Annotated in this window: 10 protein-coding genes; 1 reads left to right on the forward strand and 9 read right to left on the reverse strand. The window is 64.8% G+C overall.

Annotated features, from left to right (window positions below):
• The first annotated feature begins 172 nt into the window (after nucleotides 1–172).
• On the forward strand, nucleotides 173–2,437 hold the full coding sequence (locus tag ABG80_RS01255) for an arginine/lysine/ornithine decarboxylase (RefSeq protein WP_058086041.1): 2,265 nt from the start codon (nucleotides 173–175) through the stop codon (nucleotides 2,435–2,437).
• Here ABG80_RS01255 and ABG80_RS01260 read toward each other — a convergent pair.
• From ABG80_RS01260 to ABG80_RS01300, 9 genes are all read right to left on the reverse strand, one after another.
• Nucleotides 2,429–4,063 (reverse strand): tetratricopeptide repeat protein, encoded by a 1,635-nt coding sequence (locus ABG80_RS01260; RefSeq protein WP_058085970.1) that lies wholly within the window; start codon nucleotides 4,061–4,063, stop codon nucleotides 2,429–2,431. The genes ABG80_RS01255 and ABG80_RS01260 overlap by 9 nt on opposite strands.
• Nucleotides 4,064–4,102: 39 nt before the next feature.
• Nucleotides 4,103–4,732: a sensor histidine kinase gene (locus tag ABG80_RS01265; RefSeq protein ID WP_058085971.1), complete on the reverse strand. Its 630-nt coding sequence runs from the start codon at nucleotides 4,730–4,732 to the stop codon at nucleotides 4,103–4,105.
• A gap of 3 nt (nucleotides 4,733–4,735) precedes the next feature.
• Nucleotides 4,736–6,376, reverse strand: coding sequence for a tetratricopeptide repeat protein (locus ABG80_RS01270; protein ID WP_058085972.1), 1,641 nt, complete (start codon nucleotides 6,374–6,376; stop codon nucleotides 4,736–4,738).
• A 177-nt stretch (nucleotides 6,377–6,553) separates the two neighbouring features.
• Nucleotides 6,554–7,696, reverse strand: coding sequence for a molecular chaperone DnaJ (gene dnaJ, locus ABG80_RS01275; RefSeq protein WP_058086042.1), 1,143 nt, complete (start codon nucleotides 7,694–7,696; stop codon nucleotides 6,554–6,556).
• 88 nt (nucleotides 7,697–7,784) lie between these two features.
• A complete protein-coding gene (gene dnaK, locus ABG80_RS01280; protein WP_058085973.1) occupies nucleotides 7,785–9,722 on the reverse strand; it encodes a molecular chaperone DnaK in 1,938 nt (645 codons plus the stop codon).
• Nucleotides 9,723–9,890: 168 nt separating this feature from the next.
• Entirely contained in the window at nucleotides 9,891–10,412 is a 522-nt protein-coding gene (grpE, locus tag ABG80_RS01285; RefSeq protein WP_058085974.1) for a nucleotide exchange factor GrpE, read from the reverse strand.
• Nucleotides 10,413–10,602: 190 nt separating this feature from the next.
• Entirely contained in the window at nucleotides 10,603–11,040 is a 438-nt protein-coding gene (locus ABG80_RS01290; RefSeq protein WP_235513707.1) for an RNA-binding S4 domain-containing protein, read from the reverse strand.
• The gene (gene mnmC, locus ABG80_RS01295) at nucleotides 11,037–13,229 is read right to left on the reverse strand and encodes an FAD-dependent 5-carboxymethylaminomethyl-2-thiouridine(34) oxidoreductase MnmC (RefSeq protein ID WP_058085975.1); all 2,193 of its coding nucleotides are present in this window, start codon (nucleotides 13,227–13,229) and stop codon (nucleotides 11,037–11,039) included. The genes ABG80_RS01290 and mnmC overlap by 4 nt, the downstream gene beginning before the upstream one ends.
• 73 nt (nucleotides 13,230–13,302) lie before the next feature.
• The gene (locus tag ABG80_RS01300) at nucleotides 13,303–14,085 is read right to left on the reverse strand and encodes a 3-hydroxybutyrate dehydrogenase (protein WP_058085976.1); all 783 of its coding nucleotides are present in this window, start codon (nucleotides 14,083–14,085) and stop codon (nucleotides 13,303–13,305) included.
• Nucleotides 14,086–14,132 lie beyond the last annotated feature (47 nt).

Genomic DNA, 14,132 nt, shown 5'->3' on the forward strand with positions numbered 1-14,132 from the left:
GATGTGGGCAACAGTTTATGCCGGCGCCAGACGTTTTCCCCAGGCGGGCTTGCCTGTCGGCGGTATTTGAAGCGAGTGGACGCAAAAACCCGGCTTCGTCAAACAAATCCGGGGCTTGAGACCCTACACTTCGCCATTTTTCCGACCCGTCACCTTTGATTCAGGAATGGCCATGCTGCGCTTCCGTTTCCCCATCGTCATCATCGACGAAGACTTCCGCTCCGAGAACACCTCGGGCCTGGGCATCCGTGCGCTGGCCGACGCCATCCAGAAGGAAGGCTTCGAGGTGCTGGGTGTGACGAGTTACGGTGACCTGGCGCAGTTCGCGCAGCAGCAAAGCCGCGCCAGCGCCTTCATCCTGTCGATCGACGACGAGGAGTTCACCCCCGGCCCCGAGCTCGACCCGGCCGTGCTGAACCTGCGCAAGTTCATCGAAGAAATCCGTTTCAAGAACGCCGACATCCCCATCTACCTGTACGGCGAGACGCGCACGTCCGAGCACATCCCCAACGACATCCTGCGTGAGCTGCATGGCTTCATCCACATGTTCGAGGACACGCCGGAGTTCGTGGCGCGTCACATCATCCGCGAAGCCAAGGGCTACCTCGATGGGCTGGCGCCACCGTTCTTCAAGGCGCTGATGGACTACGCCCAGGACGGCTCGTACTCCTGGCACTGCCCGGGTCACTCAGGTGGCGTGGCGTTCCTGAAGAGCCCGGTGGGCCAGATGTTCCACCAGTTCTTCGGCGAGAACATGCTGCGCGCCGACGTGTGCAATGCCGTGGAAGAGCTGGGCCAGCTGCTCGACCACACCGGCCCCGTGGCCGAGTCGGAGAAGAACGCCGCGCGCATCTTCAACGCCGACCACTGCTTCTTCGTCACCAACGGCACGTCCACCTCCAACAAGATGGTGTGGCACCACACCGTGGCGCCGGGCGACGTGGTGGTGGTGGACCGCAACTGCCACAAGTCGATCCTGCACAGCATCATCATGACCGGGGCCATCCCCGTGTTCCTGACGCCCACGCGCAACCACTTCGGCATCATCGGCCCGATCCCGCAAAGCGAGTTCGAGCCGGCCAACATCCGCAAGAAGATCGCCAAGCACCCGCTGCTGCAGGGCGTCGATGTCAAGAAGGTCAAGCCGCGCATCCTGACGATCACGCAGAGCACCTACGACGGCGTGCTCTACAACACCGAGACCATCAAGGGCATGCTCGACGGCTGGATCGACAACCTGCACTTCGACGAGGCCTGGCTGCCGCATGCCGCCTTCCACAAGTTCTACGGCATGTACCACGCCATGGGCAAGGGCCGCGCGCGCCCCAAGAAGGCGGTGGTGTACGCCACGCAGTCCACGCACAAGCTGCTGGCCGGCATCTCGCAGGCCTCGCACGTGCTGGTTCAGGACTCGCAGACCGTGCCGCTGGACCGCCACCTCTTCAACGAGGCCTACCTGATGCACACCTCCACCTCGCCGCAGTACGCGATCATCGCGTCGTGCGACGTGGCCGCGGCCATGATGGAGCCGCCGGGTGGCACCGCCCTGGTCGAGGAGTCGATCAAGGAAGCGCTCGACTTCCGCCGCGCCATGCGCAAGGTCTCCAAGGAGTACGACAAGGACTGGTGGTTCAAGGTCTGGGGCCCTGAAAAGCTCGTGGCCGACGACATCGGCAAGCCCACCGACTGGGTGCTCAAGGCCAACGAGAAGTGGCACGGCTTCGGCAACCTGGCCGACGGCTTCAACATGCTCGACCCGATCAAGTCGACCATCATCACCCCGGGCATGGACGTCTCGGGCAAGTTCGCCAAGACCGGCATCCCGGCGTCCATCGTCACCAAGTACCTGGCCGAACACGGCGTGGTGGTCGAGAAGACGGGTCTCTACAGCTTCTTCATCATGTTCACCATCGGCATCACCAAGGGCCGCTGGAACACCATGCTGACGGCGCTGCAGCAGTTCAAGGACGACTACGACAAGAACCAGCCTCTGTGGCGTGTGGTGCCCGAGTTCTGCCAGAAGTACCCGATGTACGAGCGCATGGGCCTGCGTGACTTGTGCCAGTCGGTGCACGAGGCCTACGCCAAGGGCGACATCGCGCGCCTGACGACCGAGGTCTACCTGTCGGGCCTGGAGCCGGCCATGAAGCCGTCGGATGCGTACGCGTACATCGCCCGCCGCCAGACCGAGCGCGTCGAGATCGACCAGCTCGAAGGCCGCATCACCACCGCGCTGCTGACGCCTTACCCGCCCGGCATCCCGCTGCTGATCCCGGGGGAGCGTTTCAACAAGAAGATCGTCGACTTCCTGAAGTTCACGCGCGACTTCAACGACGCCTTCCCGGGCTTTGCCACCGACGTGCACGGCCTGGTGGCCGAAGAGCTGCCCAACAAGGGCGGCAAGCGCTACTACGTCGACTGCGTCAAGTCAGCGTGACGCCTTGATGGGGGCAGGCTTGCGAACGTAGCGGGCCTGCAGTTCCTCGAGCTTTTGCAGCAGGTCGGCGTCCAGGCCTTGCTCTTGGTAGCGCTGACGCAGCATGTCGGCCAGCTCGATCATGCGGGTGTTGCCCGTGGTGGTGCCCTGGCTGACCAGCTCGGCGATGGCGCCATTGGCCTGGCCGGCCTTGGCCTTGGACAGCGAGGTCTCTGCCAGCGTCACCAGTCGCTTGTAGCTTTCGCGAACCAGTGCTTCATAAGGTTCATGGGCGTGCACCATCATGGCCAGCATGTCCGTCATGCCCTTGTTGATGCAGAAGCGGCGCGCCAGCTTTTCGATCCACAACTCGGCATCGGGCAACTCCAGCTCGCTGGCGCGAAGCTTGAGCAACAGGCTCATCATGTTGCCGGCGGTCTCGAAGTCGTAGTCGGGCTGGGCGAACTCCCTCGTCATGTTTTTCACGCGGCGCACCACGTCGGCCACCTGGCGCTGCAGCATCAGGCTCAGGACGTTCACCATCTCGTGCATGCGGCGCAAGCGCGCGCTGCGAGGTGCCTTTTCGTGGGCCTGCATGATCTGGTTGAGCGACTTCTGAAGAGACTTGCCGTCCTGCTTCTCGAAGTAGCTCAGCGACAGCATCACCAGGGTCTGAAAGTCGAACATGCGCGAGGTCACGCCCAGGGCCGTGGCACGCTCGAGCACTTGCGTTGCCTCATCGGTCTTGCCCAGGTGAAAGGCCAGCAGGCCCATTTTCTGCAGGCGTGACAGGGAAGATGGCGTCAAGGAGACAGCGTGGCGATAGGTCTCGTAAGCCGCATCGAAGTCGCCACTCTGGAAGTTGGCGCGCCCCATCACGTCGTAAGCATCGGCGTACGTCGGGTTGTCAACGATGAGGCTTTCAAGGATGCGTTTGGCGGGCGCCATCTGACCGGAGTCGAGCTGAGCCCGGGCCACACCCAGCCGCGCCCAGGGCATGGCTTTGGTGGCGTCGATGGCTTCGAAAAGCTCTTTGGCCTCGTCGTGCCTGTTCAGCCGAAGCAGCAGTTCACCGCCGATGCGGGCGGCGTAGATCCAGTACTCAACCTTGGCTTCAAAGCGAGCCTGGCACAGGCCTGCTGCGAGCTGAAAATCCTCTTCCTGCATGGCCTGGAAGATGTCCGCCAAAGACTGCTTTCGATGCCTGGCGACCCTCAGGCGAGCGGCGAGGTCGTTGTGCGTGTGGGGCTTGAGCAGGTAGCAGTCGAGGGCCGACTCGGCCGCTTCGGCCACGCGTGAGTAGCTCGCCTCGGAGGTCACCATGATGAACACGGTGGCGTAAGGCAGGTTGTTGCCCTGCCTGAGCTCTTCGATGAGGTCTGCGCCCGTTTGCTGGGTGTCGTTGAAGTGGTAGTCGCACAGCACCACGTCGTACTGGGTGGTTTCCAGCTCGCTGCGGGCCTCGTTGTAGCGGCCCACTTGCTTGACGCGATCGCTGGGCACGCCCAGGTCAACCAGCATGCCTTTGAGGATGCTGCGCGATGTTGGGTTGACGTCGATCACCAGGGCGCGTGCGTTGCGCAGGTCGTGCAGCGGCGAGTTCTCCGCATCGTCGTTCTTGTCTCGGGCCTTGAGGACTTCGTGCATGGCCTTCTCGTTGTGGGGTGAGGGGGGCTGACCCGTTGATCAGGGCAGCTGCAAGGTGAACCGAACGCCTCCGGCAGGGCCAGTGTCGAGCGTGACGCTGCCTCGGCGGTTGGCATGGCGGTGGGCCTGTGCCACGGCTTCTGCCAGGGCGTGTCCAAGTCCGGTGGCACTTTCTTGTCCTGGGTCGTCGGCGCCCAGGCCAGCACCGTCGTCGTCGACGGTCCAGCACAGCTGGCCATCCTGCTCGTGCACCCCGATCCACACGTGTCCGTTGGCGAACCGGGTGGCGTTGTGGATGGCGGAGTCGAGTGCCAGTTGAACCAGCCGACGGTCGAAATACCAGAACGGCGGTGGCGAAGATGTCTGCCTGAGGTGGATGGAGATGGGGTGGTCGTCCAGTTTGAGCTTCAAGGTCCATTGCCGAAGCAGTGCTTCGAGCAGCTCAATGGGGGACTCGTCCTCGCAAAGCACACGCAGGCCATCTTGCCCGGCGCTGTAGAGCGTCAGGAACTGCACGAATTGCCGCCGCAGGTCGGTGCAATGCAGGTGTGCCCGCTGCGCCAGCACCGGGGCTGGGTCATCGATCAGTTGCGACAACTCCGTCTCGAGGTCGCCCAGCGCGTTCTTCAAGTCGTGCGCGATGAGGGCGAGGGCGGCGCTGTGGTCCATGGCTCAGTGTTGCAGGCTGTGGGCATCCAGCGTGCCCAGTGTTTCCCTGAAGTAGCGACGCATCATCACCACCCGGTCTTGACCGGGCATCAGGCGTTCGAGCTCTCCCAGATAGCCCTGGATCTTTTCGATCCGTTCGGCGTTGGCTTCCTTCTTCAAGCGCAGTGCCATGCAGTTGATCTGGCAAGCCTGCAGCAACACACCGGTGTTCTCGGGGTATTCGTGCGCCGCCGCCTCGATCAGGCCGACTGCTTCGTCGATGCGGCTGTCGCGCAGCAGCTTGCGGGCGTCCGAGACCTTGCTCTGCAAGCCAGCCGTGGCCGACTCGATGACGGCGTCGAGCTTGTCTTCGTGACCGGTGTCGCTGAGCGTGCGCGTGATCATCTGCTTGATGCGCAGGTTCTCGTGGTCCGCGCTGATGGCGTCTTTGAGCAAAGCCATGCCGGCTTCCTCGTGCCCGCAGACGATCTCTGCCTTGGCCAGCGCCACGGTCGCGAAGTCGGCCTTGCCTTTGCTCTGGCCGGCGCGCGCCAGCTCCAGCGTCGCTTGAGCCTTGTCGGCCTCTCCCGCTGCCAACTCCGCCTGCGCCTTGATCGCCAAAGAAACCTGGCTGAAGGTGGGGTGCGTGCGGTAGGACTTGTTGCCGTCCCGGATGAGGTTCATGGCCTCAGCGGGTTGGCCCAGGTCCACCAAGGTCTGAGCCAGCAAGAGGGTGTCTTGTGGGTTGTCCACCACCGAGCCGCGGCTGGCCTTGGTGGCTTTCATCAGCGAGGCCTTGGCCATGTCCAGGTCGCCATTGCGGTAGGCGCATTCGCCAGAGATGCGGTGCCGTTTGGCCGATGGCACCACCAGCGCCGCATCGCGCAGCGCCCACATGGCGCCCTCGGCGTCACCCGCAGCCTCCATCGACTCGGCGATCACGTCGTAGGCGGCGACGTTGCGCGAGCCTTCTTCGGAGTCGACGATGTCCTGCGCCAGCTGTCGAGCTTGTTCGAACTGCCCGGCGGCTTTGTGCGCGCGCGCCAGGCCCAGTCGAGCCCAGATCAGCTCGGGCCTGACCTCCAGGGCCTGTTGGTAGACCTGTTTGGCTTCTTCGTGGCGACCGAGCTTGAGCAGGGTCTGCCCCTTGATCTGCAGCACGGGCATGAACCAGCGGTTGCGCACCTGCAGCAGCTGGTCACATTGGGTCACCGCACCGGCCAGGTCACCTTTGGCCAACAGCGAATTCACCGGCAACAGGGCGTGACGCTTTTCGAGCAGGCTTTTGAGCCGGTCTTCGATGTCCGATGCGGTGATGGGTTTGAGCAGGTAGGCGTCCGGGTGGTGCTCGGTGGCCGATGCCACGGAAATGTAAGAGCTCTCGGCCGTGACCATGAAAAACAGGCAGTCGGCGGGCAGCAGACCCTGTTCACGGATGAGCTCGAAGAACTGTTGCCCGTCCGTGCGCTGGTTCAGGTTGAAGTCGCAGATGATCAAACCATAGCGCCTGGACTTGACCAGTCGGTAGGCATCGTCGGCGTTGGCCGTGGCGTCGACCCGGGTGATGCCCAACAGCGCAAGCTGGCCGCGCAGCGTGGTCTGCTGGACGGCCATGTCTTCGACGATCAGTGCCTGAATCTGGGGCAGGGAGCTCAGGTAGGTCATGGGTCGACGCAATCGAAACGAGAGGTGCGTCGCCAGGACGGGGTCCAGGGCGACCGCGACGTGTGAACACGCGCTGTGGGATTTTCGGCATGTGGGCTGGCTTCTTGAGTCGCGGTGGCGCGGGCATGAAAAAAGCGCCCCGCAGGGCGCTTGGTGTACATCCTGGTGTGACGAATGTCACTTGAAGATGTTCTTGACGCGGTCGGTCCAGCTCTTGGAGTTGGGCGAATGCTTCTCGCCACCCTTCTTGAAGGACTCGTCGAGCTCCTTGAGCAGCTTGCGCTGGTGCTCGGTGAGCTTGACCGGCGTTTCCACGTTGATGTGGCAGTACAGGTCACCCGGGTAGCTCGAGCGAATGCCCTTGATCCCCTTGCCGCGCAGACGGAAGGTTTTGCCGTGCTGCGTGCCTTCGGGGATGTCGATCTCGGCCTTGCCGCCCAGCGTTGGCACCTCGATGCTGCCGCCCAGGGCCGCGGCCGTCAGGGGCACGGGCACCGAGCAGTGCAGGTCGTCGCCATCGCGCTCGAAGATGTCGTGCGGCTTGATCCGGATCTCGATGTAGAGGTCGCCCGCGGGGCCGCCATTGGTGCCTGGCTCGCCGTTGCCGGCCGAGCGGATGCGCATGCCTTCGTTGATGCCAGCCGGGATTTTGACTTCCAGCGTCTTGGTCTTCTTGACCTTGCCCTGGCCATGGCAGGCGGTGCAGGGCTCGGGGATGACCTTGCCGGTGCCGTGACAGTGGGGGCAGCTTTGCTGCACGCTGAAGAAGCCCTGGCGCATGTGGACGGTGCCCGAGCCGTTGCAGGTCGGGCAGGTCTTGGCGCTGGTGCCAGGCTTGGCGCCGGTGCCGCTGCACACGCCGCACTCGTCCCAGGCGGGGATGCGGATTTGCGTGTCCTTGCCGGCGGCGGCTTCTTCCAGCGTGATCTCCATGGCGTACGACAGGTCGCTGCCACGGTAAACCTGCGGGCCACCGCCGCGACGACCGCCACCACCGCCTTGGCCGAAGATGTCGCCAAAGATGTCGCCGAAGGCGTCGGCGAAGCCGCCAAAGCCTTCGGGGCCGCCCCGGCCGCCGCCCATGTTGGGGTCGACACCCGCGTGGCCGAACTGGTCGTAAGCCGCGCGCTTCTTGGCGTCCGAAAGCATTTCGTAGGCCTCTTTGACCTCCTTGAACTGCTCTTCGGCTTCCTTGGCCTTCTCTCCCTGGTTGCGGTCAGGGTGGTACTTCATGGCCAGCTTGCGGTAGGCCTTCTTGATCTCGTCCTCGGAGGCCCCTTTGGAGAGCCCCAGGACTTCGTAGTAATCGCGTTTTGCCATGATGGTGGTGTTCAGATCCGACAAAGGCACAGGGCGTGAGCGCGATGCTCACACGGCCTGTGCCCTGGGCGGACGGGGGTGAGCCCGATCAGTCCTTCTTGACTTCCTTGAACTCGGCGTCGACCACGTTGTCGTCGGCGGGCTTGGCATCAGCGCCCGGGGCAGCACCAGCGCCTTCGGCACCAGCGGCGCCTTGAGCGGCCTGCATGTCGGCGTACATCTTCTCACCCAGCTTCTGCGAGGCGGTCATCAGGGCGTTGGTCTTGGCCTCGATGTCGTCCTTCGATTCACCCTTGAGGGCTTCTTCGACGTCCTTGATCGCGGCTTCGATCTTGTCCTTCTCGCCAGCGTCGAGCTTGTCGCCGTACTCGGTCAGCGACTTGCGCACGCTGTGAACCAGGGCGTCGCCTTGGTTCTTGGCCTGCACCAGCTCGAGCTTCTTCTTGTCTTCGGCGGCGTTGAGTTCGGCGTCCTTGACCATCTTCTGGATCTCGTCTTCCGACAGACCCGAGTTGGCCTTGATGGTGATCTTGTTTTCCTTGCCGGTGCCCTTGTCCTTGGCCGAGACGTGCAGGATGCCGTTGGCGTCGATGTCGAAGCCGACTTCGATCTGGGGCACGCCACGGGGTGCGGGCGGGATGCCTTCGAGGTTGAACTCACCCAGCATCTTGTTGCCCGACGCCATCTCGCGCTCGCCCTGGAAGACCTTGATGGTCACGGCCGGCTGGTTGTCGTCGGCGGTGGAGAAGGTCTGCGAGAACTTGGTCGGGATGGTGGTGTTCTTGCTGATCATCTTGGTCATGACACCGCCCAGGGTCTCGATGCCCAGGGACAGCGGGGTCACGTCCAGCAGCAGCACGTCGGTGCGGTCACCCGAGAGCACCTGGCCCTGGATGGCGGCGCCCACGGCCACGGCTTCGTCGGGGTTGACGTCCTTGCGGGGGTCCTTGCCGAAGAACTCCTTGACCTTGTCCTGCACCTTGGGCATGCGGGTCATGCCGCCCACCAGGATCACGTCGTCGATGTCACCCACGGCCACGCCGGCGTCCTTGATGGCGGTGCGGCACGGAGCGATCGTGCGCTCGATCAGGTCTTCGACCAGGCTTTCCAGCTTGGCGCGGGTCAGCTTGATGTTCAGGTGCTTCGGGCCGGTGGCGTCGGCCGTGATGTAGGGCAGGTTGACGTCGGTCTGCGAAGAGTTCGACAGCTCGATCTTGGCCTTTTCAGCGGCTTCCTTCAGGCGCTGCAGGGCCAGCACGTCCTTGGTCAGGTCAACGCCGGATTCCTTCTTGAACTCGGCGATGATGAAGTCGATGATGCGCTGGTCGAAGTCTTCGCCGCCCAGGAAGGTGTCGCCGTTGGTCGACAGCACTTCGAACTGCATTTCGCCATCGACGTCGGCGATTTCAATGATGGAGACGTCGAAGGTGCCGCCGCCCAGGTCGTACACGGCGATCTTGCGGTCGCCCTTGCCACCCTTGTCCAGGCCGAAGGCCAGGGCTGCGGCAGTGGGCTCGTTGATGATGCGCTTGACGTCCAGACCTGCGATGCGGCCGGCGTCCTTGGTGGCCTGACGCTGGGCATCGTTGAAGTAGGCGGGCACCGTGATGACGGCCTCGGTGACTTCTTCACCCAGGTAGTCTTCGGCGGTTTTCTTCATCTTGCGCAGCACTTCGGCCGACACTTGGGGAGGCGCGTACTTCTTGCCGCGCACTTCCACCCAGGCGTCGCCGTTGTCGGCAGCCGCGATGGTGAAGGGCATCAGGTCGATGTCCTTTTGCACTTCCTTCTCGGTGAACTTGCGACCGATCAGGCGTTTGACCGCGTACAGGGTGTTCTTGGGGTTGGTCACGGCCTGGCGCTTGGCCGAGGCGCCGACGAGCACTTCGCCGTCTTCCTGGTAGGCGATGATCGACGGGGTCGTGCGTGCGCCTTCGCTGTTTTCGATGACCTTGGTGGCGTTGCCTTCCATGATGGCCACGCACGAGTTGGTGGTGCCCAGGTCGATGCCGATGATCTTGCCCATGTTGGGTGCTCCTGTGAATCTCTGATCTGAAGATGGTGTGTGGGTCAAACGCTGGGTTGTGACCCTGTCTTGGTGTTCAATCTGCGAGCGCCTGGCGTTTTTTCAAGTCCCTGGCGTCAAAAAGGTCGGACGGTCCTTTGACGCAGGTCAGCCGTGGCGCGGCAGGTGTCACTTCGGGGCCGCGACGGTCACCAGGGCCGGACGCAGCACGCGCTCGGAGATGGTGTAGCCCTTTTGCAGCACACCCACGACGGTGTTGGCTTCCTGCTCGGCGGGCACCATGCTGATCGCCTGGTGGATAGCCGGGTCGAACTTCGTGCCGGCGGCCGGGTTGACCTCGATGACCTTGTTGCGTTCCAGGGCCGAGGCCAGCTGGCGCAGGGTGGCCTGCACGCCTTCGAGCACGGTCTCAACCGGGGTGTCGGGCTTGGCAGCGTGGGTGGCCAGGGCGGCCTCGAGGCTGTCGCGCACGGGCAGAAGGCTGTCGGCGAAGGACTCGACGGCGAACTTGCGGGCCTTGGAGATCTCGTCTTCTGCGCGGCGGCGGATGTTCTCGGCTTCGGCCTTGGCGCGCAGGTAGGCGTCGGACACCTCGGCGTGTTTGGCCTGCAACTCGGCCAGTTGCTGCTCGATGGGCAGGTCGCTGGTCGCCGGGCTGGCTTGATCGGGCGTCGGGGTGGTCTCGCTCATGGTTTCTTCGAAAGTTGGATGAGGGCGTCGGGCAGGGGACGGATCAGCGGCGGAACGGGGCAAATCACCCCTTTGCCGTCGCCTGACTGCCCGGAACCCGGGCAAATGAGGCCGCCTTGGCCCGTTTCAAGGCCCCGATTTCAAAAAAGAACCGGGAAATGTACCCGAGGGACGCGGCAGAGCCCCGAGCTCACTCGTCGGCGCTGGCCGACCAACGTTGCCAGTCGGCCAACTGCCGGCGGTCGCGCTTGGTCGGGCGGCCGTGTTCGATGGCGTTGGCGGGCTCTGCCGCCGTCTTGCGCTGTTCGGCCGCAGCCAGCCGGGCGGCGATGCTCTCGGCGGTTTCTTCGTAGAGTTGCTGGGCTTGCGGCGCCGGCCCCCGCACCGTGCTCAGGGCCAGAACCACCACCGTTCGCTCGACGTGCCCCTGGCGGATGCCGACCACGTCTCCCGCTCGCAACTCGCGTGAGGCCTTGGCGACCTGGCCATTGACCTGGAGCCGACCTTTGTCGATTTCGTCGGCGGCCAGGCCCCGGGTCTTGAAAAAGCGCGCGGCCCAGAGCCACTTGTCTAGTCTGAGGCGCTCGGTCAATCCGGGCAGGGGACGGTCGGCGTCAAACATGCTCATGCGTGGCGATGCTGACGGGCCAGGAAGCGTGCGGGGTCGAGCGCATCGCGCAATTCTGCCTCCACAGGGCAGGGGGTTCCACACACCCAATGGGCCAGCAGCTCGCCAGCCAGCGTGGACCAGGTCAGGCCGCGAGAGCCCAACCCGCCGATCAGGTAGAGGCCGCCTTGGGCACTTCGCTCGCGCGGCAGCATGCGAACCTGCTCGGCGCGGGCGGGCGGTTGCGCAGCCAGTCGATCGGGGTGCCAGGGCAGAGCGCCCACCAGCGGCAGGCGGTCCGGGGTGGTGGCGCGCCAACCGACGCGTCCGGTGAGCTCACCAGGCCGACTCGCAGTACCGGCCAACGATTCAGCCATGGTCAGGATCTGTTGCTCGGTGGTCCCGGCTGGCAAGGCTCCCAGGCGCAAGGCCTGTTTCAGGTTGTGGACGTGATCAGCCACGCGCTGCCCGCCTTCTGGATCGTGGTGCTGCGTGGTCGCGCCGCACAGCAGGCGGCCGTCGCGCAGTGTGAGCACATAGCCCTGACCGGCCACGGGCACCCGGGGTTTGTTCGAGCTCGCCATGTCATGGGACAACACGCTGACCTGGCCGCGCACTGCGCTGACGGGTGGGCTGGCCACGGCTTGGTCCTGCGGCAAGGTCTCCAGCAAGGCATTGGCCTGCCACGCGTTGGCGAGCACGATCGTGCCGGCTTCGGCCAGCACCTGCCCATGCACATCGAGGGCCTGCCAAGCCCCATCGGTGCGCACCAGGGCATGCACAGCCGTGGCCCATCGGGCGCGCAACAAGGGGGATCCATCGGTGTGTCGCCGCGCCGTGGCGGTGTCCAGCAGCAGCCGGCAGGCGTCGACCGGCGACATCCAGCCGGCCTGCGGGAACCACCAGCCGCCGCTGGGCACCGGCAGGCCACAGCGCTCACGGGCTTGCGCCTGGTCGAGCCAGGTCGCTTGCTCGCCAAGCCAGGGAAGGCGCCCAAGCAGTGCCAGGGCGCCGTCAGCATCCTGCTTGGGGTCCAATCGCAGCAGGCCGTCGGCCTGGCCTGGCAGGGCGCCGTTTTCCACCCAGGCACGCACCCTGCGCCAAGTGGACAGGGCCGCTGCCCGGTGCGCCCGCGCGTGGATGCCGTCGTCGCCGTGCACGATGGTGTGAAACAGCCCACCTGGGTTGCCTGAAGCGCCTTGTGCCGCTGCGGCGTTGGCATCCAGCAGGGTCACGGCCCAGCCTTCACGGGTCAAGGCGTCGGCGGCGCTGCAACCTGCGATGCCCGCGCCAATGACGATGGCGTCGCGGCGAGCCGGCGTCGGCCACAGGCCACCCGGTGTCGCCGTCGGGGCGAAGCGAGGCTGATGACGAGCCACCGTGGTGGCCCATTTGCCGTTTTCGCCTTGGCGCTTTTTGACCTCGAACTGGGCCTGGGTCAGGGCGTCACGCACGGCCCTTGCCGACGACCACGTGGCGGCTGTGGCATCGACTGCAGCCAACCTGTTGAGGCGCGACAGCATCGGGGCGTGCCACATCTGCGGGTTGCGCGCGGGCGTGAACCCATCGAGGTAGAAGGCGTCGACGGAGGCCTGCAGTCCGGGCATGAGGTCTGCCACGTCACCCAGCCCCAGCATCAGCGTGACCGATTGCTCTTGGCCGTTGTCCAGCACCAGGCGATCGAGGTCGATCGTGTGCCAACCGGGGGTCAGGGCAGGCCAGGCTGCGTGCAACCTGGCAGCGAGGGTGCGGCGCCAAAGGGAGTCTTCACCAGCCGATTCGGCGTCGGCCGATTTCGGGAGGGGCTCCTCGCTCAGTTCAGCCGGGGCGTCTGTTGTGGGCGAAGAAGAGGGGTTCGGCGCTGGCCTGCCTGGGGTCGGCAGCCCGTGCACCTCGGCGAGGTCATCGGCGCGCAGTGGGTGCTTTTCGATCGAGATGAAAAACAGCCTGTCGCAGCGTTGCGGGTCCTGCCGCCATGCGGCCCAAGTGGCCAGGCAGTTGTTGCCCAGACCGAAGCCTGTCTCCAGGATGGTGAAGCGCTCGCGCCCCTGCCATCGTCCAGGCAGCCCATTGCCGCGCAGGAACACGCCTCGCGCCTGCTGCCAAGCGCCGGCACTGGGGTGGTAGACGTCGCCGTAGTCGGGGGCATACGGCGGCTGTCCGGCCTCGCCGGACGGGTGCGCGCCCAAGCGCGCCGGGCTCACCGTCATGATCGTCGCGACCCCATGCGGCCGCAGGTGTGATCTGCTGCGAACGCCAGCAGGCTAGCCATCGCGCCGATTTTCACTGAGCCAACCAACCGCCGTCCACGTTCCAGGCCACGCCACGCACGTTGTCGGCGCCAGGCGAACACATGAATACGGCCAGATCACCCAGCTGCGAGGGCGTGACGAACTGCAGCGAAGGCTGCTTCTCGCCCAGCAGGTCCTTCTGAGCCTCGGCCACCGAGATGCCTTCGCGCTCAGAGCGGGCGTCGATCTGCTTTTGCACCAGGGGCGTGAGCACCCAGCCCGGGCAGATGGCGTTGACCGTCACGCCCGTCTGTGCGGTTTCCAGTGCAGCGGCCTTGGTCAGGCCGACCAGGCCATGCTTGGCCGCCACGTAGGCCGACTTGCCGGCCGATGCCACCAGGCCGTGCGCCGAGGCGATGTTGATGACACGGCCCCAGCTCTTCTTGCGCATGCCCGGGATGGCCAGGCGCATGGTGTGAAAAGCCGAGGTGAGGTTGATGGCGAGGATCGCGTCCCACTTCTCGATGGGGAAGTCCTCCACGTTGGCCACGTGCTGGATGCCGGCGTTGTTGACCACGATGTCGATGCCACCGAACTCGGCCTGACCGTAGCGAAACAAGGCCTCGATTTCGGTGGGTTTGCTCATGTCGGCCCCGTGGTAGCCCACCTTGATGCCATGCTGTTGCCCGGCCGCCAGCACGGCGGCCTTGGGTGCATCGACATCGCCGAATCCGTTCAGAATGACGTTGGCGCCTTGGGCGGCCAGTCGTTCGGCGATGCCCAGACCGATCCCGCTGGTCGATCCGGTCACGAGGGCGGTTTTTCCATTCAACATCAGGGGCCTCCGGTGCACGAAGAGAAACACAATGTGGATCAGGCCAT

The sequence above is a fragment of the Aquabacterium parvum genome (genome assembly GCF_001447195.1).
Classification (GTDB): domain Bacteria; phylum Pseudomonadota; class Gammaproteobacteria; order Burkholderiales; family Burkholderiaceae_C; genus Aquabacterium; species Aquabacterium parvum.

What these genes read in the sequence shown, in the direction of transcription:
- mnmC (WP_058085975.1), bottom strand. Translation starts at nt 13,229, where the DNA reads ATGACGGTGAGCCCGGCGCGCTTGGGCGCGCACCCGTCCGGCGAGGCC.
- ABG80_RS01265 (WP_058085971.1), bottom strand. Translation starts at nt 4,732, where the DNA reads ATGGACCACAGCGCCGCCCTCGCCCTCATCGCGCACGACTTGAAGAAC.
- dnaJ (WP_058086042.1), bottom strand. Translation starts at nt 7,696, where the DNA reads ATGGCAAAACGCGATTACTACGAAGTCCTGGGGCTCTCCAAAGGGGCC.
- ABG80_RS01270 (WP_058085972.1), bottom strand. Translation starts at nt 6,376, where the DNA reads ATGACCTACCTGAGCTCCCTGCCCCAGATTCAGGCACTGATCGTCGAA.
- ABG80_RS01300 (WP_058085976.1), bottom strand. Translation starts at nt 14,085, where the DNA reads ATGTTGAATGGAAAAACCGCCCTCGTGACCGGATCGACCAGCGGGATC.
- ABG80_RS01260 (WP_058085970.1), bottom strand. Translation starts at nt 4,063, where the DNA reads ATGCACGAAGTCCTCAAGGCCCGAGACAAGAACGACGATGCGGAGAAC.
- ABG80_RS01290 (WP_235513707.1), bottom strand. Translation starts at nt 11,040, where the DNA reads ATGAGCATGTTTGACGCCGACCGTCCCCTGCCCGGATTGACCGAGCGC.
- dnaK (WP_058085973.1), bottom strand. Translation starts at nt 9,722, where the DNA reads ATGGGCAAGATCATCGGCATCGACCTGGGCACCACCAACTCGTGCGTG.
- grpE (WP_058085974.1), bottom strand. Translation starts at nt 10,412, where the DNA reads ATGAGCGAGACCACCCCGACGCCCGATCAAGCCAGCCCGGCGACCAGC.
- ABG80_RS01255 (WP_058086041.1), top strand. Translation starts at nt 173, where the DNA reads ATGCTGCGCTTCCGTTTCCCCATCGTCATCATCGACGAAGACTTCCGC.